The 24,707-nt window shown below is 70.6% G+C and carries 24 protein-coding genes; 8 read left to right on the plus strand and 16 right to left on the minus strand.

Annotated features, from left to right (window positions below):
- Positions 1–21: 21 nt before the first annotated feature.
- The 4 genes from HZF07_RS11565 (at position 22) to HZF07_RS11580 (ending at position 4,660) form a co-directional block, all read left to right on the plus strand.
- The gene (locus HZF07_RS11565) at positions 22–831 is read left to right on the plus strand and encodes an RDD family protein (protein ID WP_181645079.1); all 810 of its coding nucleotides are present in this window, start codon (positions 22–24) and stop codon (positions 829–831) included.
- A gap of 369 nt (positions 832–1,200) precedes the next feature.
- On the plus strand, positions 1,201–2,586 hold the full coding sequence (locus tag HZF07_RS11570) for an ABC transporter substrate-binding protein (protein WP_157341779.1): 1,386 nt from the start codon (positions 1,201–1,203) through the stop codon (positions 2,584–2,586).
- 188 nt (positions 2,587–2,774) lie between these two features.
- Positions 2,775–3,737 (plus strand): carbohydrate ABC transporter permease, encoded by a 963-nt coding sequence (locus HZF07_RS11575; RefSeq protein WP_157341780.1) that lies wholly within the window; start codon positions 2,775–2,777, stop codon positions 3,735–3,737.
- A complete protein-coding gene (locus tag HZF07_RS11580) occupies positions 3,734–4,660 on the plus strand; it encodes a carbohydrate ABC transporter permease (RefSeq protein ID WP_157341782.1) in 927 nt (308 codons plus the stop codon). Before HZF07_RS11575 ends, HZF07_RS11580 begins: the two co-directional genes overlap by 4 nt.
- A 20-nt stretch (positions 4,661–4,680) precedes the next feature.
- On the opposite strand, the gene HZF07_RS11585 is transcribed toward HZF07_RS11580, so the two are convergent.
- On the minus strand, positions 4,681–6,060 hold the full coding sequence (locus HZF07_RS11585) for a GH1 family beta-glucosidase (RefSeq protein WP_157341784.1): 1,380 nt from the start codon (positions 6,058–6,060) through the stop codon (positions 4,681–4,683).
- Between the two features lie 47 nt (positions 6,061–6,107).
- Between HZF07_RS11585 and HZF07_RS11590 the strand changes: the two genes are divergently transcribed.
- Positions 6,108–7,139, plus strand: coding sequence for a LacI family DNA-binding transcriptional regulator (locus HZF07_RS11590; protein WP_181645080.1), 1,032 nt, complete (start codon positions 6,108–6,110; stop codon positions 7,137–7,139).
- On the opposite strand, the gene trmB is transcribed toward HZF07_RS11590, so the two are convergent.
- On the minus strand, positions 7,112–7,849 hold the full coding sequence (gene trmB / locus HZF07_RS11595; protein ID WP_157341786.1) for a tRNA (guanosine(46)-N7)-methyltransferase TrmB: 738 nt from the start codon (positions 7,847–7,849) through the stop codon (positions 7,112–7,114). The genes HZF07_RS11590 and trmB overlap by 28 nt on opposite strands.
- 19 nt (positions 7,850–7,868) lie before the next feature.
- Here trmB and HZF07_RS11600 point away from each other — a divergent pair, with 19 nt between their 5' ends.
- Positions 7,869–9,215 (plus strand): aspartate aminotransferase family protein, encoded by a 1,347-nt coding sequence (locus HZF07_RS11600; protein ID WP_198346386.1) that lies wholly within the window; start codon positions 7,869–7,871, stop codon positions 9,213–9,215.
- On the opposite strand, the gene HZF07_RS11605 is transcribed toward HZF07_RS11600, so the two are convergent.
- The 8 genes from HZF07_RS11605 to HZF07_RS11640 form a co-directional block, all read right to left on the minus strand.
- Complete coding sequence (locus tag HZF07_RS11605; protein WP_181645081.1) at positions 9,216–9,542, minus strand: DUF4190 domain-containing protein; 327 nt, start codon at positions 9,540–9,542, stop codon at positions 9,216–9,218.
- 163 nt (positions 9,543–9,705) lie between these two features.
- A complete protein-coding gene (tuf, locus tag HZF07_RS11610; RefSeq protein WP_181645082.1) occupies positions 9,706–10,899 on the minus strand; it encodes an elongation factor Tu in 1,194 nt (397 codons plus the stop codon).
- 71 nt (positions 10,900–10,970) lie between these two features.
- Positions 10,971–13,031, minus strand: coding sequence for an elongation factor G (fusA, locus tag HZF07_RS11615; RefSeq protein ID WP_157345091.1), 2,061 nt, complete (start codon positions 13,029–13,031; stop codon positions 10,971–10,973).
- A gap of 139 nt (positions 13,032–13,170) precedes the next feature.
- Positions 13,171–13,641, minus strand: coding sequence for a 30S ribosomal protein S7 (gene rpsG / locus HZF07_RS11620; protein ID WP_028636427.1), 471 nt, complete (start codon positions 13,639–13,641; stop codon positions 13,171–13,173).
- Position 13,642: 1 nt separating this feature from the next.
- Positions 13,643–14,017 (minus strand): 30S ribosomal protein S12, encoded by a 375-nt coding sequence (rpsL, locus tag HZF07_RS11625; RefSeq protein WP_181645084.1) that lies wholly within the window; start codon positions 14,015–14,017, stop codon positions 13,643–13,645.
- 133 nt (positions 14,018–14,150) lie between these two features.
- The gene (locus tag HZF07_RS11630; protein WP_157345095.1) at positions 14,151–15,524 is read right to left on the minus strand and encodes an MFS transporter; all 1,374 of its coding nucleotides are present in this window, start codon (positions 15,522–15,524) and stop codon (positions 14,151–14,153) included.
- Between the two features lie 6 nt (positions 15,525–15,530).
- Entirely contained in the window at positions 15,531–15,974 is a 444-nt protein-coding gene (locus HZF07_RS11635) for a MarR family winged helix-turn-helix transcriptional regulator (RefSeq protein ID WP_157341792.1), read from the minus strand.
- An 89-nt stretch (positions 15,975–16,063) separates the two neighbouring features.
- Positions 16,064–17,503 (minus strand): NCS2 family permease, encoded by a 1,440-nt coding sequence (locus HZF07_RS11640; RefSeq protein ID WP_181645085.1) that lies wholly within the window; start codon positions 17,501–17,503, stop codon positions 16,064–16,066.
- Positions 17,504–17,550: 47 nt separating this feature from the next.
- On the opposite strand from HZF07_RS11640, the gene HZF07_RS11645 reads away from it, so the two are divergent.
- The gene (locus HZF07_RS11645) at positions 17,551–17,859 is read left to right on the plus strand and encodes a DUF2530 domain-containing protein (protein WP_309504703.1); all 309 of its coding nucleotides are present in this window, start codon (positions 17,551–17,553) and stop codon (positions 17,857–17,859) included.
- A 30-nt stretch (positions 17,860–17,889) separates the two neighbouring features.
- On the opposite strand, the gene HZF07_RS11650 is transcribed toward HZF07_RS11645, so the two are convergent.
- On the minus strand, positions 17,890–18,666 hold the full coding sequence (locus HZF07_RS11650; RefSeq protein WP_309504704.1) for a DUF3027 domain-containing protein: 777 nt from the start codon (positions 18,664–18,666) through the stop codon (positions 17,890–17,892).
- A gap of 69 nt (positions 18,667–18,735) precedes the next feature.
- Between HZF07_RS11650 and HZF07_RS11655 the strand changes: the two genes are divergently transcribed.
- Positions 18,736–20,097: an MFS transporter gene (locus tag HZF07_RS11655; RefSeq protein WP_157341796.1), complete on the plus strand. Its 1,362-nt coding sequence runs from the start codon at positions 18,736–18,738 to the stop codon at positions 20,095–20,097.
- A gap of 7 nt (positions 20,098–20,104) precedes the next feature.
- Here the strand turns inward: HZF07_RS11655 and HZF07_RS11660 are convergent, their stop codons facing one another.
- The 5 genes from HZF07_RS11660 to HZF07_RS11680 form a co-directional block, all read right to left on the minus strand.
- The gene (locus tag HZF07_RS11660) at positions 20,105–20,500 is read right to left on the minus strand and encodes a cold-shock protein (protein WP_181645086.1); all 396 of its coding nucleotides are present in this window, start codon (positions 20,498–20,500) and stop codon (positions 20,105–20,107) included.
- A gap of 45 nt (positions 20,501–20,545) precedes the next feature.
- Positions 20,546–21,961 (minus strand): ATP-dependent sacrificial sulfur transferase LarE, encoded by a 1,416-nt coding sequence (locus tag HZF07_RS11665; RefSeq protein WP_198346387.1) that lies wholly within the window; start codon positions 21,959–21,961, stop codon positions 20,546–20,548.
- A gap of 17 nt (positions 21,962–21,978) precedes the next feature.
- Positions 21,979–23,580 (minus strand): AMP-binding protein, encoded by a 1,602-nt coding sequence (locus HZF07_RS11670; protein ID WP_157341798.1) that lies wholly within the window; start codon positions 23,578–23,580, stop codon positions 21,979–21,981.
- Positions 23,581–23,618: 38 nt separating this feature from the next.
- Positions 23,619–24,176, minus strand: coding sequence for a dihydrofolate reductase family protein (locus HZF07_RS11675; protein WP_157341800.1), 558 nt, complete (start codon positions 24,174–24,176; stop codon positions 23,619–23,621).
- Positions 24,177–24,243: 67 nt separating this feature from the next.
- Positions 24,244–24,654, minus strand: coding sequence for an SRPBCC family protein (locus tag HZF07_RS11680; protein ID WP_157341802.1), 411 nt, complete (start codon positions 24,652–24,654; stop codon positions 24,244–24,246).
- Positions 24,655–24,707 lie beyond the last annotated feature (53 nt).

Here is a 24,707-nt window from a genome sequence, read left to right on the forward strand (position 1 = left end):
CTAGAGCCCTACGCTGGGTCCGTGGCGACAGCCGAGTACGCGACGCTCACGACCGACGACCTCGTCACCGGGGAGGCCGTCGCCCTCGACCTGCCGCCCGCCGGGCTCGGGATCCGGATGGCGTCGGGGCTGCTCGACGTCGTCGTGACGTTGACCCTGCTGATCGGCCTCATGATCGGGCTGATCGTCGCGGCCGCCCGCACCGACGAGGCGCTGACGGCCGTCGCGAGCCTGGCGGCCGTCATCCTGGCGCTGCTCGTCTACCCGACGGCCATGGAGACCCTCACCCGCGGCCGCTCGCTCGGCAAGCTCGCGTTCGGGCTGCGCGCCGTGCGCGACGACGCCGGTCCGATCTCCTTCCAGCACGCCTTCGTCCGGGCGCTGGTCGGCGTGGTCGAGATCTACGTCTTCTTCGGCGGGCCGGCGTTCTTCGCGGCCCTGCTGAGCTCGCGCGGCAAGCGCCTCGGCGACTACGCGGCGGGCACCTACGTCGTGCGCGAGCGGGTCCGGCTCTCGCTGCCGCCCCCGGCGGCGATGCCGCCCCAGCTGGCCGGGTGGGCGGGGGGCGCCGACATGACCGCGCTGCCGACCGGGCTGGCGCTCGCCGTACGCCAGTTCCTGGGCCGGCTGCCGCAGCTCGACCCGGCGTCGCGGGCCACCATCGGGCACCGGCTCGCGACCGCCGTCAGCGAGCACGTGGCGCCGCCGCCGCCGGCGGGCACGCCGCCGGAGGCGTTCCTCGCCGCGGTGGTCGCCGCGCGCCGCGATCGGGACGCCGCGCGGCTCGCCCGGGAGGCCGAGCTGCGTCGCCGGCTGGCCGCCCGGAGCTGATCCGCACCCACCGGCAGGCACAGGTCTAGACCGCTGAACTCACGATCCGGTGGCCCGGACACGGTCTCCCGGGCGTTTCTCCGGCCCAGATCACGCTCGGCCGGACGGTCTGCGGCGGCTATCGGTGGTGCAGACCGCGGGTCACATCCCGGAAACAAACCCGCAGATGTTGCGGCGCTCACAGTGCCGATCTCGCTATCATCCGGCGGTGGGAGCGTTCCCATTGAAATGTGACCCACGTTACGGAACCGTTATCTGCTGTCCTTGACGGGCGAGCACGTAAACGTTTGCATCGTGGTCTGACGGAGCGGGTTACCAAGGCGCGCGGACCTACACGGACCTGCTGACAACCCAGAGAGGAATTCGCGAATGCGATCACGCAACACGCGTCGGGGAGCGGCAGCGGCTGCTGTTCTCCTGAGCGCAGGACTGGTCCTCGCCGGCTGTGGCGGCGACGACGACGAGGGCGGCTCGGCCGGCGGCACGTCCCCCGGTGAGGGCAAGGCCGAGTGCAAGGACCTGACTCAGTTCGGCGACCTCAGCGGCAAGGAGGTCAGCCTCTACACCTCGATCGTGGCTCCGGAGGACAAGCCCTACAAGGACTCCTTCAAGCTGTTCGAGGACTGCACCGGCGCGAGCGTCGCCTACGAGGGCTCCAAGGAGTTCGAGGCCCAGCTCGTCGTCCGGGTCAAGAGCGGCAACCCGCCGGACGTGGCGTTCATCCCGCAGCCCGGCCTGCTGCAGACCCTGGTCAAGGACACCGGCAAGGTCGTCGAGGCGCCCCAGTCGGTCTCGGACAACGTGGACGAGTTCTACGGCGAGGACTGGAAGAAGTACGGCACCGTCGACGGCACGTTCTACGCCCCGCCGCTGACCGCCAACGTGAAGTCCTTCGTCTGGTACTCCCCGAAGATGTTCCAGGAGAACGGGTGGGACATCCCGACCACCTGGGACGACATGCTGGCGCTCTCCGACAAGATCGCGGCCACCGGCATCAAGCCGTGGTGCGCGGGCATCGAGTCCGGTGAGGCCACCGGTTGGCCGGCCACCGACTGGCTCGAGGACGTGCTCCTGCGCACGGCCGGTGCCGACGTCTACGACCAGTGGGTCGCCCACGAGATCCCGTTCAACGACCCGGCGGTCGTCGAGGGCCTCGACACCGTCGGCAACATCCTCAAGAACGACAAGTACGTCAACGGCGGCATCGGTGACGTGAAGTCGATCGCGACGGAGCCCTTCCAGGAGGCCGGCTACCCGATCGCCGACGGTGAGTGCGCGATGCACCGCCAGGCGAGCTTCTACGCCGCCAACTGGAAGGAGAAGGACCCGAACCTCGAGATCGGTGAGGACAAGGACGTCTTCGCGTTCTACCTCCCGCCGATCGGCGAGGAGTTCGGCAACCCGGTCCTCGGTGGTGGCGAGTTCGTCGCCGCGTTCTCCGACGCTCCTGAGGTGCAGGCCTTCCAGACCTACATCTCCGGTGGCGAGTGGGTGAACGAGAAGGGCAAGGCCACCCCCAACGGTGGCTTCGTCTCGGCGAACAAGAACCTCGACATCGCCAACGTCGCGAGCCCGATCGACAAGCTCTCGACCGAGATCCTCCAGGACCCGGACGCCACGTTCCGGTTCGACGGCTCCGACCTGATGCCGGGCGCCGTGGGCGCCGGGTCGTTCTGGAAGGAGATGACCGCGTGGATCGCAGAGGACCAGAGCACGCAGGACACGCTCGACAACATCGAGTCGTCCTGGCCGTGATCTGCCCCTAGTTGAGGCCGTCGGCCGGCCGGTCCCTGACCGGCCGGCCGGCACCGCACCACCCGCGCCGGGCCGCGCGGGGCCCGTCCGAGGGATGGACGGGAGCCGCGCGGCCCGGCAGCATCCTCCTCGTCCACCCGGCCGCGTGAGCCGCCGCTCCGCCGCCCGAGCCAACGGGAGTGCCCTGCATGACCACTGGTGAGAAGTTCGCCCAGATGTTCATCGCGATCGCGCTGTTCTTCGGCGTCGTCGCGGTGATCCTCCTGCTGACCCAACGCCTGCGCTCCCGGCGCGGCGAGCTGATCCAGTCGGCCGCCTTCGTGCTGCCCGCGATCCTGCTGATCTGCATCGGCCTGCTCTATCCCGCGCTCTCCACGATCAAGCAGTCCTTCGGCAACGCCGCGGGCACCGAGAACGTCGGGTTCGAGAACTACAAGCACATCTTCACCGACGAGGCCCTGGTCCGGGTGCTGCTCAACACCGCCGCCTGGGTCGTGATCGTGCCGACCGCCTCGACCGTGATCGGCCTGGTCTACGCCGTGCTCATCGACCGGTCCCGGTTCGAGAAGTTCGCGAAGGCCCTGATCTTCCTGCCGATGGCGATCTCGCTCGTCGGCGCCTCGATCATCTGGAAGTTCGTCTACGAGTACCAGTCGACCGAGAACGCCCAGACCGGCATCGCCAACGCCGTCTTGAAGTTCTTCGGCTTCGACACCTACCGCTTCCTGCTGAACCAGCCCTGGAACACGCTGTTCCTGATCGTCATCATGATCTGGGTCCAGGCGGGCTTCGCGATGACGCTGCTCTCCGCCTCGATCAAGGCGATCCCCGACGACATCGTCGAGGCCGCTCGGCTCGACGGGGTGGGCGGGTTCAAGCTCTTCCGCTACATCACCGTGCCGAGCATCCGACCCTCGCTCATCGTGGTGCTCACGACGATCAGCATCACGACGCTGAAGGCGTTCGACATCGTCCGCACCACCACGGGCGGCAACTTCGACACGAGCGTGCTCGCCTACGAGTTCTACGTGCAGAGCTTCCGCTCGTTCGACCAGGGACTCGGCGCCGCGCTGGCCGTGCTGATCTTCATCCTGGTGTTGCCGATCGTCATCTACAACGTCCGTCAGATGCGCAAGCTGGAGGCACGATGACCACCACAGGTGCCCAGGAGATCTCGGTCCAGGAGGCCTACGAGCAGGAGCCGGTCGCCAGCTCCGCCCGCCGCGCCCTGTCCTCGCCGTGGGCGTCGCTCGCCGCGATCGTCATCGCCGTGCTGTGGACGATCCCGACGATCGGCCTCTTCATCACGTCGTTCCGTCCGGCCGCCGACATCGCCGACAGCGGCTGGTGGACGGTCTTCACCAACCCGAGCTTCACCCTCGACAACTACGACGAGGTGCTCAACGGCGACACCGCCCTGTCGACGTACTTCGTCAACTCGATCGTCATCACGATCCCCTCGGTGCTGATCCCGGTGAGCATCGCGGTGATGGCGGCCTACGCGTTCGCCTGGATGAAGTTCCCCGGACGCGACCTGATCTTCGTGGGGGTCTTCGCCCTCCAGATCGTGCCGATCCAGGTGACGATGATCCCGCTGCTCTCCCTCTACGTCGACCGCGGCCTGGCCGGTGGCGACGCACCGGGCGGCGGCTTCTACACCGTCTGGCTGTCGCACTCGATGTTCGCGCTGCCGCTGGCGATCTACCTGATGCACAACTTCATGCGGCAGGTGCCGGGCGAGCTGGTCGAGTCGGCCCGCGTCGACGGCGCCGGCCACGTGCAGATCTTCAGCCGGATCATGCTCCCGCTGATGGTGCCCGCGATCGCGGCGTTCGCGATCTTCCAGTTCCTGTGGGTCTGGAACGACCTGCTGGTCGCCCTGGTCTTCGCCGGCGGCAACCCGGACGTGTCCCCGCTGACCGTCCGGCTCGCCGAGCTCTCCGGCACGCGCGGCCAGGCGTGGTACCTGCTCTCGGCCGGTGCGTTCGTCTCGCTGGTGGTCCCGCTGATCGTCTTCCTGTCGCTCCAGCGCTACTTCGTGCGTGGGCTGCTGGCCGGCAGCGTGAAGGGCTGACCGGCCGGCAGGCCAGGCGATCAGGACCCAGTGGAGCCGATGTGCTCGACGAGCCAGTGGTAGGACGCCTTGGGGGTCCGGGTGAGGTCCTCCGGGTCGATGTGCACGATCCCGAAGGTCTTCGTGTAGCCCTCGGCCCACTCGAAGTTGTCCAGCAGCGTCCAGACGAAGTAGGCGCGGACGTCGGCGCCGGCCTTGCGGGCGGCCTCGGTGGCGGCGATGTGGTCGCGGAGGTAGTCGATCCGGTCCTGGTCGTCGACCATCGGGCGCCCGTCGGGGCCGTCGACGAACGTGTCGTCGACGCACGCGGCGCCGTTCTCGGAGACGATGATCGGCAGGCCCGTCCGCTCGTGGGTCTGCACCAGGATCGCCTCGAGGCCGGAGGCGTCGGTCTCCCAGCCGATGTCGGTCCGGGGCTCGCGGACGACGAAGGAGATCGGCGAGACGCCCGGGTAGGCCTCGATCTCGGTGTGCACGGGCACGTCGGGGTCGGCCGGCGTCGGCCGGAACGGCGTGTAGTAGTTGACGCCGATCCAGTCGGCGGAGCCCTTCACGAGCGCCAGGTCGCCGTCGCGGACCAGCGTCGGATCGGCGAGCACCGGGGCGACCCGCAGCAGCTCGTCGTCGTAGGCGCCGTGGGCCAGCGGCCCGGTCCAGATCCGGTTCCGCACCGCGTCGAGCTCGGCCGCAGCCTGCTCGGCCTCGGGCGTCTCGGGCCAGAACGGCGCGAGGTTGTGCACGATGCCGAGGTCGGTCACGCCCGCCTCGTGCAGCCGCGCCGCCGCCAGGCCGTGGCCGAGGTTGAGGTGGTGGGCGGCCCGGTTGCCGGCGTCGCCCTCGCGGCGACCCGGCGCGTGGATGCCGGCGGAGTAGCCCAGGTACGCCGCGCACCACGGCTCGTTGTGCGTGGCCCAGACCTTCACCCGGTCACCGAGCCGCTCGTGCACGACCATGGCGTAGTCGGCGAACGCCTCCGCCGTGTCGCGGTTGAGCCAGCCGTCGCGGTCCTCGAGGGCCTGCGGCAGGTCCCAGTGGTAGAGCGTGGCCGTGGGGCGGACGCCTCGCGCCAGCGCCGCGTCGACCAGGCGGTCGTAGTAGTCCAGACCGCGGGTCTCGACCGCGCCGGTGCCAGCAGGGATGATCCGCGGCCAGGCGATGGAGAAGCGGTACCAGCTGCCCGCCCCGAGGCCCGCCACCAGGTCGAGGTCCTCGGCGTAGCGGTGGTAGGAGTCGCACGCGACCGAGCCGTCCCGGCCGTCCCTGGTGGCGCCGGGCCGCGCGGCGAAGGTGTCCCAGACAGAGGGCCCGCGACCGTCCTCGGTGCTGGCCCCCTCGATCTGGTACGCCGCGGTGGCGGTGCCGAGCTGGAGCGTGGATCCGTCGGGAAGGTGCGAGGTCATGGGCACCACCGTAGTGGTTTTCCGCAGGCAGTGGGAGCGTTCCCACCGTGACCAGCATCAAGGATGTCGCGCGCGACATCGAGATGTCGACGGCGACGGTCTCGCGGGCCCTGCGCGGGCTGCGCGGCGTCTCCGACGAGACCCGCGAGCGGGTCATGGAGTCGGCCCTCCGGCTCGGCTACGTGCCCTCCCCCAGCGCCGCCGGGCTCGCCAGCGGTCAGACCCGGACCGTGGCCGTGATCGTCCCGATGGTGACCCGCTGGTTCTTCGCAGCGGTCGTCCAGGGCGCCGAGGAGGTGCTGCGCGAGCGCGGCTACGACCTGCTGCTCTACAACCTCGCCGGTGACGCCACGGCGCGGCACCGGGTCTTCGCGACCAGCCTGCTCACCAAGCGGGTCGACGCCGTCCTGGTGCTCAGCCTCAAGCCCACCGCCGAGGAGCTGGACCGGCTGGGCCGGCTCGGCCGGCCGGTGACGATCGTCGGTGCCGACATGCCGGGCTGGGCCACGGTGCGCATCGACGACCGGGACGCCGCCGCCACCGCGACGGCGCACCTCGTCTCGCTCGGGCACCGGCGGGTCGGCTACATCGGCGGGGCGACCGAGGGGGTCCTGGACTTCACCGCGCCGACGGCCCGGCTGGACGGCTTCCGGTGCACCCTCGAGGCGGCCGGCATCGCCCCGGCTCCCGAGCTCGAGCAGGACGGCGAGTTCACGATCGCCGGCGGCGATCGCGCGACGCGCACGCTGCTGGCGCTTCCGGACCCCCCGACCGCGATCTTCGCGGCCTCCGACGAGATGGCGATGGGCGTGCTGCGCGCCGCCCGCGAGCTCGGCGTTCGGGTGCCGCAGGACCTGTCGGTCATCGGGCTCGACGACCACGAGCTCGCGGACTACTTCGAGCTCACCACGGTGGCGCAGCCGGTGCAGGAGCAGGGCCGGGTCGCCGCCATGCAGGTGCTGGCCGCGCTCTCCGACGGCGACTGGCAGCCCACCCAGGTGATCCTGCCGACCCACCTCGTCGTACGCCGGACCACGGCGGCTCCCGCCCGTCAGCCGTCGTCGCGCCGGCGCACGTAGCGCAGGTCGGTGATCTCGCGGTCCTTCGCGAGCCCCTTGCGCTCGAACTTCGTCACCGGGCGCTCGGCCCACCGCTCGACCCGGCCGCCCTCGAGCAGCGGCTCGGCGTCGAGCACCTCGACCATCTGCTCGGCGTAGTCGGCCCAGTCGGTCGCCAGCCGCCACTCCGCGCCCGGCGCCAGCCGACTCGCGGCCAGGGCGGCGAACGACGGAGTGACCAGCCGGCGCTTGTGGTGCTTCTTCTTGTGCCACGGGTCGGGGAAGAACACCCACAGGCCGGCCAGGCTGCCCGGGGCGATCAGGTGCTCCACCGACCAGACGGCGTCCACGCTCAGCAGCCGGACGTTGTCCAGGCCGGCCTCCCCGATCCGGCCGAGGGTGTCGGCGACCCCGGGCCGCCAGACCTCGAACGCGACGACGTCGTGGTCGGGACGGGCGGCCGCGAGCGCGACCGTCGACTCACCGATGCCGGAGCCGATCTCGACGACGAGCGGCGCGTCGCGGCCGAAGAGACCGGCGAGGCTGAAGCCCGGGTCGTCCACGACCTCGTCGGGCACCCACCACCTCTCGGCGTACGCGTCCCAGGCCTCGGCCTGCCGCGGAGTGAACCGGCTGCCGCGACGGGAGTAGGTGAGCACCTCCCGCATCCGTCGCCCGTCGTCGGTGAGCTTGTGGTGCGGTCGTGCGGGTCGCACCCGGTCGTCTGCCATGTGGCCTATGTTCCCAAGCATGATCTCTCGCGAGCGACTCGGCTCCCTCCGCTCCGCCGAGGAGCAGCGCTTCGCCGACCTGCACCCGCGATCCGCCGCGCTGGCCGCGCGGGCGCGCGGTCCGCTGCTCGCCGGGGTGCCCATGCCGTGGATGACCCGGTGGCCCGGTGGCTTCCCGGTCTTCGTCGACGCGGCCGCCGGTGCGCGGCTGACCGACGTCGACGGCAACGAGTACGTCGACCTCTGCCTGGGCGACACCGGCGCGATGACCGGTCACGCGCTCCCCCAGGTGACGGCGGCCATCGCCCAGCGCGCACAGGCCGGCCTCACCACCATGCTGCCGTCGCCGGACGCGGTGTGGGTGGGTGAGGAGCTGGCCCGCCGCTTCGGCCTGCCCACGTGGCAGCTGGCGATGTCGGCCACCGACGCCAACCGGTTCGTGCTCCGCTTCGCCCGGCACCTCACCGGTCGGCCCAGGATCGCGGTGATGGACTGGTGCTACCACGGCACCGTCGACGAGACGCTGGCCGTCCTGGACGGGGACTCCGTGGTCGCCCGGCCGGGCGCGCTCGGCCCGCAGGTCCCGGTCGCCGAGACCACGGCCGTGGTGCCCTTCAACGACCTCGACGCCCTCGACCGGCGGCTGGCGGTCGGCGACGTGGCGTGCCTGCTGATGGAGCCGGCGCTCACCAACATCGGCATCGTGCTGCCCGACCGCGGCTACCTCGAGGGCGTGCGGGAGGTGACCCGCCGGCACGGGGTGCTGCTGGTCAACGACGAGACCCACACCCTGTGCGCCGGTCCCGGCGGCGCGACGGCGGCCTGGGGCCTCGAGCCGGACCTGCTGGTCGTCGGCAAGCCGATCGGCGGCGGCGTCCCGTGCGCGGCGTACGGCATGAGCGCCGAGGTCGCCGACCGGCTGTCCGGGCCGATGCTCGGCCACGAGATCGACGTCGCGGGCGTCGGCGGCACGCTCACCGGCAGCGCGCTCGCGCTGGCGGCGGTCCGGGCCACGCTCTCGACCTGCCTGCGCGAGGAGGACTTCGCCGTCGCCGTGCCGCTGGCGGAGCGCTTCACGTCCGGTGTCGCCGGGGTGATCGCCGAGCACGGCCTGGACTGGCACGTCCAGCGCCTCGGGTGTCGCGCCGAGTACTGGTTCTGCCCGCCACCGCGGGACGGGGCGGCCGCAGCGGCCGCCGTCGACGAGGACCTCGAGGGCTTCCTGCACCTGTGGTGCCTCAACCGCGGCGTGCTGCTGACGCCCTTCCACAACATGGCGCTCCTCAGCCCGCACCACACCGAGGCCGACGTCGACCGGCACACGGGGGCGTTCGCCGGCGCGATCGCGGCGCTCCTCGCGCCCTAGTCAGGCGGCGGCGAGGCCGACGAGGAAGAGGACGGCCAGCAGCAGCAGGAAGAGCACCCCGACGCCGATGATGGCGGTCCCCACGATCCCGCAGATCCGACCGGCGTTGGCCGCGCCGCGGCCGCCGATGGCGCCGCCGCTGGCGTCGATCTCCCGCACCACCCGGTTGCCCATCACCCAGGCGATCGGCGAGATCACCTGGCAGAGCACGATCCCGAGGATCCCCAGCACCAGCACGGTCGCCGCCTGCTCGTGGTCGGGCGCTCGGTAGTAGGGCTGCTGCGGGTAGGGCTGGCCGTAGGGGTTCGGCGGCGGGTTCTCGCTCACGCGGACATCCAACCAGAGGCCGGGAACGGTCGAGGGCCCCGAACCATGCGGTTCGGGGCCCTCGGTGTGCTGCTGAGTCAGATCACTTCGTGATCACAGCTCGCTTCGCTCGCTGGATCACTTCAGCTCGGAGCGGATACGAGCAAGCTCGATCCGCCGGTCCTCACTTCGTGATCTTCGTGACCCGGCCGGCGCCGACGGTGCGGCCACCCTCCCGGATCGCGAAACGCAGGCCCTCGTCCATGGCGATGGGCTGGATGAGCTCCACCTGCATCTCGGTGTTGTCACCCGGCATGACCATCTCGGTGCCCTCGGGGAGGGTCACGACGCCGGTCACGTCCGTGGTGCGGAAGTAGAACTGCGGACGGTAGTTGTTGAAGAACGGCGTGTGACGGCCGCCCTCCTCCTTCGAGAGGATGTAGACCGAGGCCTCGAAGTTGGTGTGCGGGGTCGTGGTGCCCGGCTTGATGACGACCATGCCGCGCTCGACGTCCTCGCGCTTGGTGCCGCGGAGGAGCAGACCGACGTTCTCGCCCGCCTGGCCCTCGTCGAGCAGCTTGCGGAACATCTCGACGCCGGTGACGGTCGACTTCTGCGACTCCTCGCGGATGCCGACGATCTCGACCTCCTCGCCGACCTTGACGATGCCGCGCTCGATGCGACCGGTGATGACGGTGCCACGACCGGTGATCGTGAAGACGTCCTCGACCGGCATCAGGAACGGCTTGTCGGTGTCACGAGCCGGGGTCGGGATGTACTCGTCGACCGCGGTCATGAGCTCGAAGACCGACTCGCCCCACTTGGCGTCGCCGTTGAGGGCCGGGAAGGCCGCAACGCGCACGACCGGGATGTCGTCGCCCGGGAACTCGTACTCGGAGAGGAGCTCGCGCACCTCCATCTCGACGAGCTCGATGAGCTCCTCGTCGTCGACCATGTCGCACTTGTTGAGCGCGACGACCAGGGCGGGAACGCCGACCTGGCGGGCGAGCAGCACGTGCTCACGGGTCTGCGGCATCGGGCCGTCGGTGGCGGCGACCACGAGGATCGCGCCGTCCATCTGCGCGGCACCGGTGATCATGTTCTTGATGTAGTCCGCGTGACCCGGGCAGTCGACGTGGGCGTAGTGACGCCCCTCGGTCTGGTACTCGACGTGCGCGATCGAGATCGTGATGCCGCGCTGACGCTCCTCGGGAGCCTTGTCGATCTCGTCGAACGGCGTGAACGGGTTCAGGTCCGGGAACTTGTCGTGCAGGACCTTGGTGATCGCGGCAGTCAGGGTGGTCTTGCCGTGGTCGATGTGACCGATCGTGCCGATGTTGACGTGCGGCTTGGTCCGCTCGAACTTCGCCTTAGCCACTGTGGGCTCCTCCTGGTTGGTGTGGTACTTGACTCGTACTTGCTGGGTGTTACTGCCGAGGATCCGGGCGACTACTCGCCGCGGACCTTCTTGATGATCTCGTCGGCGATGTTCGTGGGAACCTCGGCGTACGAGTCGAACTCCATCGAGTACGAAGCCTGGCCGGAGGTCTTGGACCTCAGGTCGCCAACGTACCCGAACATCTCGGAGAGCGGCACGAGGGCGTTGATGACCATGTCACCGTGACGCTCCTCCTGTGCCTGGATCTGGCCGCGACGGCTGTTGATGTCGCCGATGACCGTGCCGAGGAAGCTCTCGGGGGTGGTCACCTCGACGGCGAACATCGGCTCGAGCAGCACGGGCTTCGCCTGGCGGGCGGCCTCCTTGAAGGCCTGGTTGCCGGCGATCTTGAACGCGAGCTCGGACGAGTCGACGTCGTGGTAGGCGCCGTCCTCGAGGCTGAACTTCACGTCCACCATGGGGAAGCCGGCGAGCACGCCGAACTCCATGGCGTCCTGGCCGCCCTGGTCGACCGACGGGATGTACTCCCGCGGCACGCGGCCGCCGCTGACGTTGTTGACGAACTCGTAGCCCGCGCCGGTCCCGGTCTCGGGGTCGATGTTGGGCTCGAGCGAGACGACGACCTTCGCGAACTGACCCGAACCACCGGTCTGCTTCTTGTGCGTGTAGCTGTGGTTCTCCACCTTGCGGCGGACGGTCTCGCGGTAGGCCACCTGCGGCTTGCCGACGGTCGCCTCGACGCGGAACTCGCGCTTCATCCGGTCGACGAGGATCTCCAGGTGGAGCTCGCCCATGCCGGCGATGATCGTCTGGCCGGTCTCCTCGTCGGACTTGACCGTGAAGGTCGGGTCCTCGTCGGAGAGCCGCTGGATCGCGGTGCCGAGCTTCTCCTGGTCGCTCTTCGTCTTGGGCTCGATCGCGACCTCGATCACCGGGGCCGGGAACGTCATCGACTCGAGCACGACCTGGTTCTGCGGGTCGCAGAGGGTGTGGCCGGTCTTGGTGTCCTTGAGGCCCATGACGGCGACGATCTGGCCGGCGCCGACCGACGCGATCTCCTCACGCTTGTTGGCGTGCATCTGGTAGACCTTGCCGATCCGCTCCTTCTTGCCGTTGACCGAGTTGACCACGGTCGCGCCGGCCTCGAGCTTGCCCGAGTAGACCCGGACGTAGATCAGCTTGCCGAGGTGCGGGTCGGAGGCGATCTTGTAGGCCAGGCCGGAGAACGGCTCGTTGTCGGCCGGCTTGCGGGAGATCTCGACCTCCTCGTCGCCCGGCTTGTGACCGATGATCGCGTCGATGTCGAGCGGCGACGGCAGGTACTTGACGACCGCGTCGAGCAGGGGCTGGACGCCCTTGTTCTTGAACGCGGTGCCGCACAGCACCGGGTTGAGCTTGTCGGCCAGGGTGGCGCGACGGATCGCGTCCTCCAGCTCCTCGACCGTGAAGGTCTCGCCCTCGAGGTACTTCTCCATGATCGCGTCGTCGGCCTCGGCGAGGGTCTCGAGCAGCTTCTCGCGGTACTCCGCGGCCTGCTCGGCGAGCTCCGCCGGGATCTCCTCGACGGTGTAGTCCTCACCCATGGTGGTCTCGCCGCGCCAGGTGAGCGCGCGCATGCCGACCAGGTCGATGACTCCGAGGAAGTCGGACTCGGCACCGATCGGGAGCTGGAGGACCAGCGGGGTGGAGTTGAGGCGCTCGACCATCATGTCGACGCAGCGGAAGAAGTCCGCGCCGGTGCGGTCGAGCTTGTTGACGAAGCACATGCGGGGCACGGCGTACTTGTTCGCCTGGCGCCACACGGTCATCGTCTGCGGCTCGACGCCGGCCACGCCGTCGAAGACGGCGACTGCGCCGTCGAGGACGCGCAGCGAGCGCTCGACCTCGGCGGTGAAATCGACGTGACCCGGGGTGTCGATGATGTTGATCTGGTGGTTCTTCCACCAGCAGGTCGTCGCGGCCGACGTGATGGTGATGCCGCGCTCCTGCTCCTGCTCCATCCAGTCCATCGTGGCAGCGCCCTCGTGGACCTCACCGATCTTGTAGGTGATGCCGGTGTAGAACAGGATGCGCTCGGTGGTGGTGGTCTTGCCGGCGTCGATGTGCGCCATGATGCCGATGTTGCGGACCTTGTTGAGGTCCGTCGTGATGTCGACTGCCACTGTTGTCAGCGTCCCTTGAGAGAAGTTCGTAAGTTCTGGGTGGAGCGCGGGCGTGCCGCCCTGGGGCAGTGCCCGCCCGCGCCCGTGGTCACCAGCGGTAGTGCGCGAAGGCCTTGTTGGACTCGGCCATCTTGTGGGTGTCCTCGCGCTTCTTCACCGCGGCACCGAGGCCGTTGGAGGCGTCGAGGATCTCGTTCATGAGCCGCTCGTGCATGGTCTTCTCGCGGCGGTCGGCGGCGTACCCGACGAGCCAGCGCAGCGCGAGCGTGGTGCCACGCGTGCCCTTGACCTCGATCGGGACCTGGTAGGTCGCGCCGCCGACGCGGCGGGACTTGACCTCGATGGCCGGCTTCACGTTGTCGAGCGCGCGCTTCAGCGTGACGACCGGGTCGGTGCCGGTCTTCTCGCGGCAACCCTCGAGGGCGGTGTAGACGATGCGCTGCGCGACCTGCTTCTTGCCGTCCTGCAGCACCTTGGAGACGAGCTGGGTGACCAGCTGCGACCCGTAGACCGGGTCGACGTCGATCGGCCGCTTCGGGGCCGGACCCTTGCGCGGCATATCAGCTCTTCTCCTTCTTGGCGCCGTAGCGGCTGCGAGCCTGCTTGCGGTTCTTCACGCCCTGGGTGTCGAGCGTGCCGCGGATGATCTTGTAGCGGACACCGGGAAGGTCCTTCACCCGGCCGCCGCGGACGAGCACGATCGAGTGCTCCTGGAGGTTGTGGCCCACGCCCGGGATGTACGCCGTGACCTCGACGCCGCTCGACAGGCGCACACGGGCGACCTTGCGGAGGGCGGAGTTCGGCTTCTTCGGGGTGGTGGTGTAGACGCGGGTGCAGACGCCACGGCGCTGCGGAGACCCCTTCAGGGCAGGCGTCTTGGTCTTCGACACCTTGTCCTGGCGGCCCTTGCGGACCAGCTGGTTAATGGTGGGCACCGGGTGGTTCCCCTTCTTGTCACTCTCACGTGCAGGCGCTCTGCCCGCACGGTTGTGGTTTCGGGTCCGGGTGGTGCAGTCTCAACCCGCCGCACTCGCCCCCGAGGTCGGGCGTGTCGCCCTCCCCCGTCTCTCAGCGCGACCCGGTGAGGGTCTCGTCGAGGGGGTTTTCCGCGCCGGAGGAGGGAGCATGTTCTCCCGCCTGAATCCGGGCACGCGGAGCGGCCTGGTTGTCCCAGACACGAGGACCAAGGCTACCCGCGCCCTCTACACCGGTCAAAACGCCCGAGACCCCTCCTCGGAGGCGGACGTACACGGCGGTGGCCAGCAACACGCCGAGCGTCGTCAGCACACCGCCCAGCACGAAGGTCCAGCGGGCTCCGAAGTGCTGGCCGACCCAGCCCATGAGCGGCGCGCCGAGCGGCGTGCCGCCCATGACGATCGTGAAGTAGAGCGCCATCACCCGCCCGCGCATGAGCGGGTCGGACTCGGTCTGCATGGTCGCGTTGGCGGAGTTGAGCGTGGTGATCGCGGCGAACCCGACGACGGGCGCGAACGCCACGAACGTCCAGTACGTCGGGAGCAGGCCGAGCACCAGGCAGGTGACGCCGAAGGCGATGCCGGCCCCCAGGACCAGCCGGAGCCGGATCCGGGTCCGGCGGGCGTTCGCGAGTGCCCCGGCGAGCGAGCCCACCGCGAGCGCGGACCCGAACAGCCCGAAGGCGCTGGCGCCCCGGTCGAAGACGTCGGTGACCATGAGGGCGGCGTTGACCTGGAGGTTCATGCCGAACGTGCCCGCGAAGAACACCAGCACCAGGATCAGGATCATCACCGGCTGGCTCCGCACGTAGCGGACTCCCTCGCGGAGCATGCCGGGCGTGCGCGGTCGCGTCGCCGGCGTGCGCAGCAGCGCGGTGTCCATCCGCTGCAGCTGCCAGATCACGGCGAGGTAGGAGAAGGCGTTGATGAAGATCACCCAGCCGGTCGCCTCGGGGCCGCCGCCGAGGGCGCCGATCATCACGCCGGCGAGCGCCGGGCCGACGACGCGGGCCGCGTTGAAGCTGGCGGAGTTGAGGCCGACCGCGTTGGTGAGGTCGTCGGGGCCGACCATCTCGGAGACGAACGACTGGCGCGCCGGGGTCTCGAAGGCGGCACCGACGCCGAAGAGCAGCGCGAGCAGGTAGACGTGCCAGGTCTCGGCCACGCCGAGCACCGCGACCAGGCCGAGCGCCAGCGACGTCAGCGCCATCATCGCCTGGGCCAGCTGCATGAGCCGGCGCTTGGGGAAGCGGTCGGCGACGACTCCGGCGTACGGCGTGAGCAGCAGGATCGGCAGGAACTGGAGCCCGGTGGTGATGCCCAGCTCGGTGCCGCTGTTGCCGGGGATGTGGAGCACCAGCCAGTCCTGCGCCACCCGCTGCATCCAGGTGCCCACGTTGGACACCACACTGCCGGCCAGGTACAGCCGGTAGTTGGGGTTGCGGAGGGCACGGAACGTGGGGCTCAGGTGCGATCAGTCCTTCTGGGCGAGAGATTCGAGGAGGGCGGCCGCCCGGCGGAGGACCTCGCGGTCCTCCGGGGCGAGCTCGTCGAGGCGGCGGGCCAGCCACGCGTCGCGGCGTACCCGGTCGGCGGCCACCCGGGCCTGGCCCTGCTCGGAGATCTCGACGACGATCTGGCGGCCGTCGGACTCGTGCGGGCGCTTGAGGACGTCGCCGGTCTCAACGAGGCAGTTGACGGTGCGCGTCATCGAGGGCGGCTGCACCTTCTCGGCGGCCGCCAGCTCGCCGACCGTCATCTCGCCGCGGCGGGCCAGCACGCCGAGCACGCCCATCTGGTTGATGCTCAGCTCGTTGTCGGGGTGGCGCTCGCCGGCGAGCCGGCGGCGCAGCCGCATCACGGCCAGCCGGAGCTCGGAGGCGAGCCCGGCGTCGGTGGCGAGTCCCTGCGTGGTCATGTCGTTAGCCTAACTCATTAGCCGTGCTAACTATTCCACCGGGAAGAGGCCCGGCGGTCGCCGGGCCTCTTCGCGCTGCGGACGGCCGGCTACGTGAGCAGCCGGGTGATCGGGTTGATGAAGAAGTAGGCGACGAACAGCGCCGCGACCACCCACATCAGGGGGTGGAGGGCGGCGACCTTGCCGCGGATGACCTTGATGAACACGTAGGTGATGAAGCCGGCGCCGATGCCGACGGTGATCGAGTACGTGAACGGCATCAGCACGATCGTGAGGAACGCCGGGATCGCGATCTCGAGGTCGTCCCAGTCGATGCCCTTGACCTGCTGCATCATCAGGAAGCCGACCAGGACGAGCGCGGGGACGGCGGCCTCCGACGGGATGATCGCGACGAGCGGCGCCAGGAAGATCGACAGCAGGAACAGGACGCCGGTGACGACCGAGGCGAGGCCCGTGCGGGCACCCTCGCCGACGCCGGAGGCGGACTCGATGTACGACGTGTTCGAGGAGACGCCGGCAGCACCGCCGGCCGCGGCGGCGATCGAGTCGACGATCAGGATCCGCTGGGTGTTGGGCGGCGTGCCGTCCTCCTCGAGCAGGCCGGCCTCGGCGCCGATGGCCGTCATCGTGCCCATCGTGTCGAAGAAGTCGGCGAGCAGCAGGGTGAAGACGAAGAGCAGCGCGGTCACGACGCCGGCGCTCTCGAAGGAGCCGAGCAGGCTGAACTCGCCGATGGTGCCGAAGTCGGGGGTGTCGAAGATCTTGTCCGGCCAGGCGGGCGTGGTGAGGCTCCACGCCTTCGGGGCGCCGATCGCCTCGACCACGATCGCGAGGAGCGTGGACGCGATGATCGAGATGAGGATGGCGCCCTTGACCTTGCGCACCCACAGGCCGATGACCAGCAGCAGGCCGAACGCGAAGACCAGCACCGGCCAGCCGGACAGCGTGCCGGTGGCGCCGAGCTGGACGGGCACGGTCGTGTTGGCGGCGTCCGGGATGCGGTGCACGAAGCCGGCGTCGACGAAGCCGATGAGGGCGATGAAGAGGCCGATGCCGACCGAGATCGCGACCTTCAGCTGGGCCGGGACCGCGTGGAAGACGGCCTCGCGGAAGCCGGTCAGCACCAGGACCAGGATCACCAGGCCCTCGATGACGACCAGGCCCATCGCGTCCGCCCAGGTCATCTGGCTGGCGATCGAGAACGCGACGAACGCGTTGAGGCCCAGACCGGTGGCCAGGGCGAGCGGGTAGTTGGCGACGACGCCCATGAGGATCGTCATCAGGCCGGCGACGAGGGACGTGCCGGCGGCGATCATCGCCAGGTTGGGCACGGTGCCGCCGCCGAGGAGCTCGCCGTCGGAGTCGGGCGCGAACCCGAGGATGAGCGGGTTGAGGACGATGATGTAGGCCATCGTGAAGAACGTGACGAAGCCGCCACGCACCTCCTGGCCCACCGTCGACCCGCGCTGGGAGATCTTGAAGAATCGGTCGATGCCGCTGGAGGGCGCGGCCGCGGTCTGGTTGCTCACGGGCGGCACTATCGCAGACGCCGAACCCGTCGACTAGCGTGGTCCACGTGGGACCCGACGAGCAGCCGTTGCAGCACGAGTTCGGCAGCCGGACGTTCTTCGTCGCCGACGTCGAGACGCTCGACATGGACGGCGTGCGGACCGTCGAGGTCGGGTCCGCGCTCTGGCTCATCGCCTTCGTCGGGCTGCTGCCCTTCTACGGGCGGCTGGAGGAGTCCGGCCACCTCTGGTGGCTGTGGACCTGCCTCACCGGGTTCGGCCTCGGGATGATCGGCCTGGAGTTCTGCCGGCGCCGGCGCAAGGCGCGGCTCGAGCGCGAGGCGGCGTACGCCGAGGTGCTCGGCGACGACGCCTGACCGACCCGCCGGTCGCGGGCCTGAGCCCGCTCAGAACTCCTCGAGGTCCGTGGGGGTCAGAGTGTCGAAGGCGTGCTCGGGGCGCGGCTGCGGGGCGTGCTTCTTCGCGAGCCGGACCTCGGAGTGGGCGCCGCAGCCGTGGTCGAAGGACACCACCCGGCCGTCGTCGTTGGCGTCGCCGTTGGCGCACACGCCGAACGCCTCCGACAGCGGGCCGGCGATGCGCAGGAGGAAGCCGCACGTGGTGCACGAGTCCGGGGCGGAGCGGGCGATCGGCGCGTCGGGGCCGCCGTCGCCGTCGTACCAGCGCTGCGCGGCGAGCTCGCGGCCCTCGATCGAGAGCGTGCGGACCCGGCCGAGGCCGAGGTCCTTGGCGACGGTCCGGATCTGGGCCTTCTCGTCGGCGTCGAGCGGGTCGTCGCCGAAGGAGTACGTCGGGACCAGCCGCGGGTCGTCGTCGTCGACCGGGAGCAGGTCGCCCGGCGACAGGTCGCCCGGCTTGATGCGCTCGCGGTAGGGCACCCACGACGGCGCGACGATCGCGCCCTCGCCCGGGACCAGGACGACCTCGTCGACCGTCACCTCCTTCGCGCGGCTCGCGCGGGCGACGGTCACCGACCACTGCCAGCCGACGTAGCCGGCTCGCGTGCAGGCGAAGAGATGGGTGACGACCCGCTCCCCCTCGACGACGTGGCCGAGGTGGTCGCCGACGTCGGCGGCGTCGACTTCCTCGAGGAGCGCGGCGCGAGCCGCGTCGACGGCCGCCACCGTGGCGGAGTCGGGCTTGGGGCGCGCGGTCGTGATCACCGGCAAATCATGGCCCATCGGCTATGTCGATGCCAGGCCGGGGGCGGTGCGACCGGGCAGGATGGAGCCATGACCGAGCCCTCCGACCCCGCGGCTGCCGACGGCGGCTCGAAGGTCACCCGGGGGTTCGGCGCCACCGCGCGGGCCACGAAGCGGGCCGGCAGCTTCACGATGCGCACCGCCCGACGGGCCGCCGAGGCCCAGGGCGCGGGCGAGTCGGGCCTGTCCCGCCTGATCCAGATGCACTTCTTCAACACCGCTGGTGACGCGGCCGTCGCGATCTCGCTCGCGGGCACGCTCTTCTTCCAGGTGCCGTCGGGCGAGGCACGGGGCCAGGTGGCGCTCTTCCTGGCGCTGACGATGCTGCCGTTCGCGATCGTCGCGCCGCTGCTCGGGCCGTTCCTCGACCGCTTCGCGCACGGCCGACGCTGGGCGATCGGCTCGACCATGGCAGTGCGGTCGTTCCTCTGCTGGGTGCTCGCGGGGGCCGTGGTGACCGAGTCGCCGTGGGTCTTCCCGGCCGCGCTCGGCGTGCTCGTCGCGTCCAAGGCGTACGGCGTGACGCGCGCCGCCGCCGTGCCCCGGCTGCTGCCGCGCGACTTCACCCTGGTGCGCGCCAACGGCCGGGTGTCGATGTCGGGCGTCGTCGGGGTCGCCGTGTCCGGCCCCATCGCGGGGCTGGCCGCGCTCGCGGGGCCGGAGTGGGTGCTGCGCTACGCGTTCGCGCTGTTCGTGGCGGCGACGGTCGCCGCGATCCGGCTGCCACCGCGCGTCGACTCCAGCGAGGGCGAGGAGGAGCTGGTGCTGCGCGGCTCGGCCGTGGCGGCGACGTCGGGGCGCCGGCGTACCCGGATCCCGCCCGCGGTGGCCTACGCGCTGCGCGCCAACTGCGGGCCGCGCTGGCTCTCGGGCTTCCTCATCATGTTCATGGCCTTCCTGCTGCGGATCCACCCGATCGAGGGCTGGAGCCCGGAGTTCCTCACCGCCGTCGTCGTCGGGGCCGCCGCGACCGGCAACTTCCTCGGCGTCGTGGCCGCGTCGGTGGTCAAGCGGATCAGCCCGGCGATCACCGTCACCGCCGTGCTCTTCGCCGACGTCGCGGTCACGCTCACCGGGGCGATCTTCTACGGCGTGCTGATGCTGGGCGCGCTCGGCCTGGTGGCCGGCTTCGGGCAGGCGCTGGCGAAGTTCTCCCTCGACGCCACGATCCAGCGCGACGTCCCGCAGCGCGTGCAGGCCAGCGCCTTCGCTCGCAGCGACACCACCGTCCAGCTCGCGTGGGTGATCGGCGGCTTCATCGGGATCGCGATGCCGCTCGACCCGGCCTCGCTCGGGCTGGGGGTCGCGACCGTGGTGCTCGTGGCGTGGACGGCGTTCGTGCTCTACACCCACCCGCGCCGGATGCGGGAGCGGATGACGACCGGCAACTGACCCGCTCTCAGGCCTCGAGCTCGTCGGCGAGCGCGCGCAGCAGCTTGGCGACCGGCTTCGCCGTGGCCCGCTCGGGGTGCCGGCCGTGGCGGTAGGCCTCGCCGATGCCGTCGAGCAGCCCGATGAGGTCCTCGACGATGGTGGCCATCTCGTCGGGCTTCTTGCGCTTGGCGTCGCGCTGGTTGCGCGAGACCGACTGCGGCCGGTCGAGGATCTTCACCTGCAGCGCCTGGTCGCCCTTGCGGCCCTGGGCGATGCCGAACTCGACGCGCGTGCCGGCCTTGAGCGCGCCCGTGCCCTCGGGCAGCGCCTCGGCGCGCACGTAGACGTCGGGGCCGTCCTCCTGCGACAGGAAGCCGAAGCCCTTGTCGGCGTCGTACCACTTCACCTTGCCAGTGGGCACGGGTCTGACCTCTTCTTGCTAGCGGGGATGCTGCGGCGTCAGAGTCTAGAGGGCTTCGTTCATCGAGCCACTCCGGAATCCGCGCGGGTCCACCTCGGCGGCGGCGAAGCCGGCCGCTCGGACGCCGGCCAGCAGCGCGGCCTCGACCTGCGGATCGAGCGGCAGCAGGGCGACGTCGACCTCGACCGAGGCGCGGTCGCCGAGGTCGCGGACGCGCAGGTCGACCAGCCCGGCGTCGGCGAGCGCCGACCGGACCGCGACCTCCGCGCGCTCGACCCGGCCGAGACGGTGGGGGGTGACCTCCACGCCGTACGCGATCCGGGAGGAGAGGCAGGCGGCGGCCGGCTTGTCCCAGGTCGGCAGCTCCCACCGGCGCGACGCGGCCCGCACCTGCGCCTTGGTGAGCCCGGCGTCACGCAGCGGTGCGATCGCACCGCGCTCGGCGGCCGCGCGGATGCCGGGCCGGAAGCCGGCGACGGCGTCGTCGGCGTTGGTGCCGGTGGCGACGTGGGCGAGCCCGCGCGCGGCGGCGATCGGGGCCAGCACGTCGAGGAGCTCGGCCTTGCAGAAGTAGCAGCGGTCGGCGCCGTTGGCGCGGTAGCCCTCCCGGTCCATCTCGTGGGTCTCGGGTGTCAGCACCTCGACGCCGAGCGACTCCGCGAACTCGCGCGCCGGGTCGCGCTCCGAGACCGGCAGCGAGTGGGAGTAGCCGGTGGCCGCAGCGACGCGGTCGGGGCCGAGCGCCCGGACCGCGGCGGCCAGCAGGAACGCGCTGTCGGCGCCGCCGCTGTAGGCGACCAGCACCGAGCCGCGCGCCCGCAGGTCCGCCTCGAGCTCCTGCAGGCGGAGGTCGAGGACATGCTCGTCGAGCCAGGCCGGGAAGGCGTGGAGGTCGTCGAGCACGACGTGGGTGCCGGCGGCCTCGAGCTCCTCGCGGGTGCAGCCGCCGGTGAGCACCGACACGCTGAGAGCGCCTGCGGCCAGCGCTCCCTCGACGTCGTGGACGTGGTCGCCGACGTAGACCGTCGCGCCCTCGCGGCGCAGCACGTCGGCCTTGCCGACGCCCCAGACCCACCCCTCGAGGTGGTCGACGTCGAAGGCGAGGTGGTCGAGGTGGAGCTGCGCGTTGGCGGGGTACTTGCCGGTGACGACGAGGTTGCGGCCCCCGTGACGGCGTACGGCGGCCAGCGCCTCGTGCGCGCCACCGAAGGCCGGCGTGCCCGTGATCGCGTGGTCGGGGTAGAGCGCGCGGAACCGGTCGCCCGCGGCCGCGATCGCCTCGGCTTCGAGGTAGGGCTCGAGGAGCAGGTCGAGCGGCGGCCCGAGCTTGGCGGTCATCTCCTCGACGGGGAACTCGACACCCAGCTCGGCGCCCAGCGCGACCAGCACGTCGCGGAATCCGGGCGCGGTGTCGATCAGCGTCATGTCGAGGTCGAACCCCACGACGAGCTGATCTGGCATGGCCTCAGCCTAGGAGGTCAGGCCAGCCCGAGCGTCTTCGCCGTCTCCTCGCGCATCTGCACCTTGCGGATCTTGCCGGTGACCGTCATCGGGAACTCCTCGACGACCAGCACGTAGCGCGGGATCTTGTAGTGCGCGAGCTTGCCGGACGCGTAGGCGCGGACCGCGTCGGCGTCGAGCGGCTCGGCGTCGGCGCGCATCTTGATCCAGGCGCAGAGCTCCTCGCCGTACTTCTGGTCAGGGACGCCGATCACCTGCACGTCCTCGATGTCCGGGTGCTGGTAGAGGAACTCCTCGATCTCGCGCGGGTAGATGTTCTCGCCGCCGCGGATCACCATGTCCTTGATCCGGCCGACGATGTTGCAGTAGCCGTCCTCCCGCATCACGGCGAGGTCGCCGGTGTGCATCCAGCCGTCGGCGTCGATCGCCTCGGCGGTCTTGTCCGGGTCGTCCCAGTAGCCGAGCATCACCGAGTAGCCGCGCGTGCAGAACTCCCCGGGCTCGCCGCGCTCCACGGTCTCCCCGGAGACGGGGTCGACGATCTTGACCTCGACGTGCGGGTGGACCCGGCCGATGGTGGCGGTGCGGCGCTCGAGGTCGTCGTCGACGCGGGTCTGGCAGGACACCGGCGAGGTCTCGGTCATGCCGTAGGCGATCGACACCTCGGCCATGTGCATGTCGTCGACGCACCGCCTCATCACCTCGACCGGGCAGATCGACCCGGCCATGATCCCGGTGCGCAGCGACGAGAGGTCGTGCTCGGCGAACGTCGGGTGGTGCTGCATCGCGATGAACATCGTCGGCACGCCGTAGACCGCGGTGCACCGCTCGTCCGCGATCGTGCGCAGGGTGACCTCCGGGTCGAAGCCGGGCGCCGGGATCACCATCGTGGCGCCGTGCGTCGTGCAGCCGAGGTTGCCCATCACCATCCCGAAGCAGTGGTAGAAGGGCACCGGGATGCAGAGTCGGTCCTCCTCGGTGAAGCCGATCAGCTCGGTGGTGAAGTAGCCGTTGTTGAGGATGTTGCGGTGGCTGAGCGTCGCGCCCTTCGGGTAGCCGGTGGTGCCGGACGTGTACTGGATGTTGATCGGGTCGTCGGGCGCCAGCGTCCACGTCACCAGCTCGGCCGACGACCCGGTGGCCGACGCCAGGTCGTCCCACTCCGGGGACCCGAGGTAGACGACCTGCTGGACGGGCGTGTCCGCGACGACCTCCTCGACCATCGCGCGGTAGTCGCTGGTCTTGAAGGACGTCGCCGAGACCAGCAGCCGGGTGCCGGACTGGTTGAGGGCGTAGGCGAGCTCATGGGTGCGATAGGCCGGGTTGATGTTGACGAGGATCGCGCCGATCGCCGCCGTGGCGTACTGCACGAGCGTCCACTCGGCGCAGTTGGGCGACCAGATCCCGACCCGGTCGCCCTTGCCGATGCCGGCCCGGGCCAGGCCGACCGCGAGCGCGTCGACGTCGCGCCCCAGCTCCGCCCAGGTCCAGCGCCGCCCGGTGGCCACCTCGACCAGCGCCTCGCGGTCGGCATGGGCGGCGACGGTGCGCGCGAGGTTGGCCCCGATGGTCTCGTCCAGGAGGGGCGGCTGGGTGTCTCCGGCGGCGTACGACTCCATGGAGGGAACGTACGCCGCCGAGGTTGGTCCGGCGACGGTCAGCGCTGGACGCGGAGCACCTGGTACTGCACGCCGTTGGTGTACGTCGTGCTGTCGACGAGCGTGAGCTTGACCTTGTCCTCGGCGTCGGTCGGGAACGGGCCGCGGCCGGCGCCGAGGATCACCGGGAAGACCATCAGCCGCATCTCGTCGACCAGCCCGGCCTTGAGCAGGCTCTGGGTGAGCAGCATGCTGCCCTGCACGTAGATCGGGCCGCCGTCGGTCTGCTTGAGCGCGGCGACGTCGTCGAGCGAGGCGAGCACGGACGTGTTGTGCCACTGCGGGTCGGTCACGGTGCGGGACACGACGTACTTGGGCATCGCGTTCCAGCCGGCGAAGAAGTCGAGGGTGGGCCAGACCTCGCTGAACGCGTCGTAGGAGCGGCCGCCCATCAGGAAGGCGGTCGCCTCCTCCTGCTCGCGGCCCTTCGGCTCGTACTGCGCCGGGTCGGGCTCGACGTCCTGGGTCCAGCCGCTGTGCCGGTAGCCCTCCTCGCCGCCGGGTGCCTCGGCGACGCCGTCGAGGGAGACGAAGTGGGTGGTGATCAGGTTGCGCATGGCGGTTCCTCTCGTCGGGGGATCTCGCCCACACCACGAACGGGCGGCGCCCGTCACGACAGGTCGGTCAGGACTTCTTCTCGGCCATCTGCACGAGCGCCTCGAGCGCCTTGGACGTGTCGCCGGTGACCAGCGGGCCGATGCTCCGCGCCCCGTCGCCCTCCACGCTGGTGCGCACCAGCACCTCGCTGCCGGCGTCGGTGGCCGTCACCTGGTGGTCGACGCGGATGACCAGGTCACCGATCATCAGCCGGTCGAGGTAGCGGGCGCGCGGCTCGACGATCTCGAGCACGAAGGGCGCCTCGACCCCGCCGGACAGGGTCATCGTCCCGGCGGCCCCCTCGCCGAAGTGACCCTCCAGCGCCACGCGTTCGACGGCAGGGTCCCAACGATGCCAGCTGCCGACGTCGCTCCAGAGGGCCCAGACCTCGGCCGGGCTCGCGGTCGTGGTGACGGTGTGCTCGTGCTCGAAGGTCATGACAAGTCAATGTAGAGCGTTTCCGCGTTCGCGGGGAGGGCCAGGCGCGCCCG

It is taken from the genome of Nocardioides agri (genome assembly GCF_013778305.1).
GTDB classification, from domain to species: Bacteria; Actinomycetota; Actinomycetes; order Propionibacteriales; family Nocardioidaceae; genus Nocardioides; species Nocardioides agri.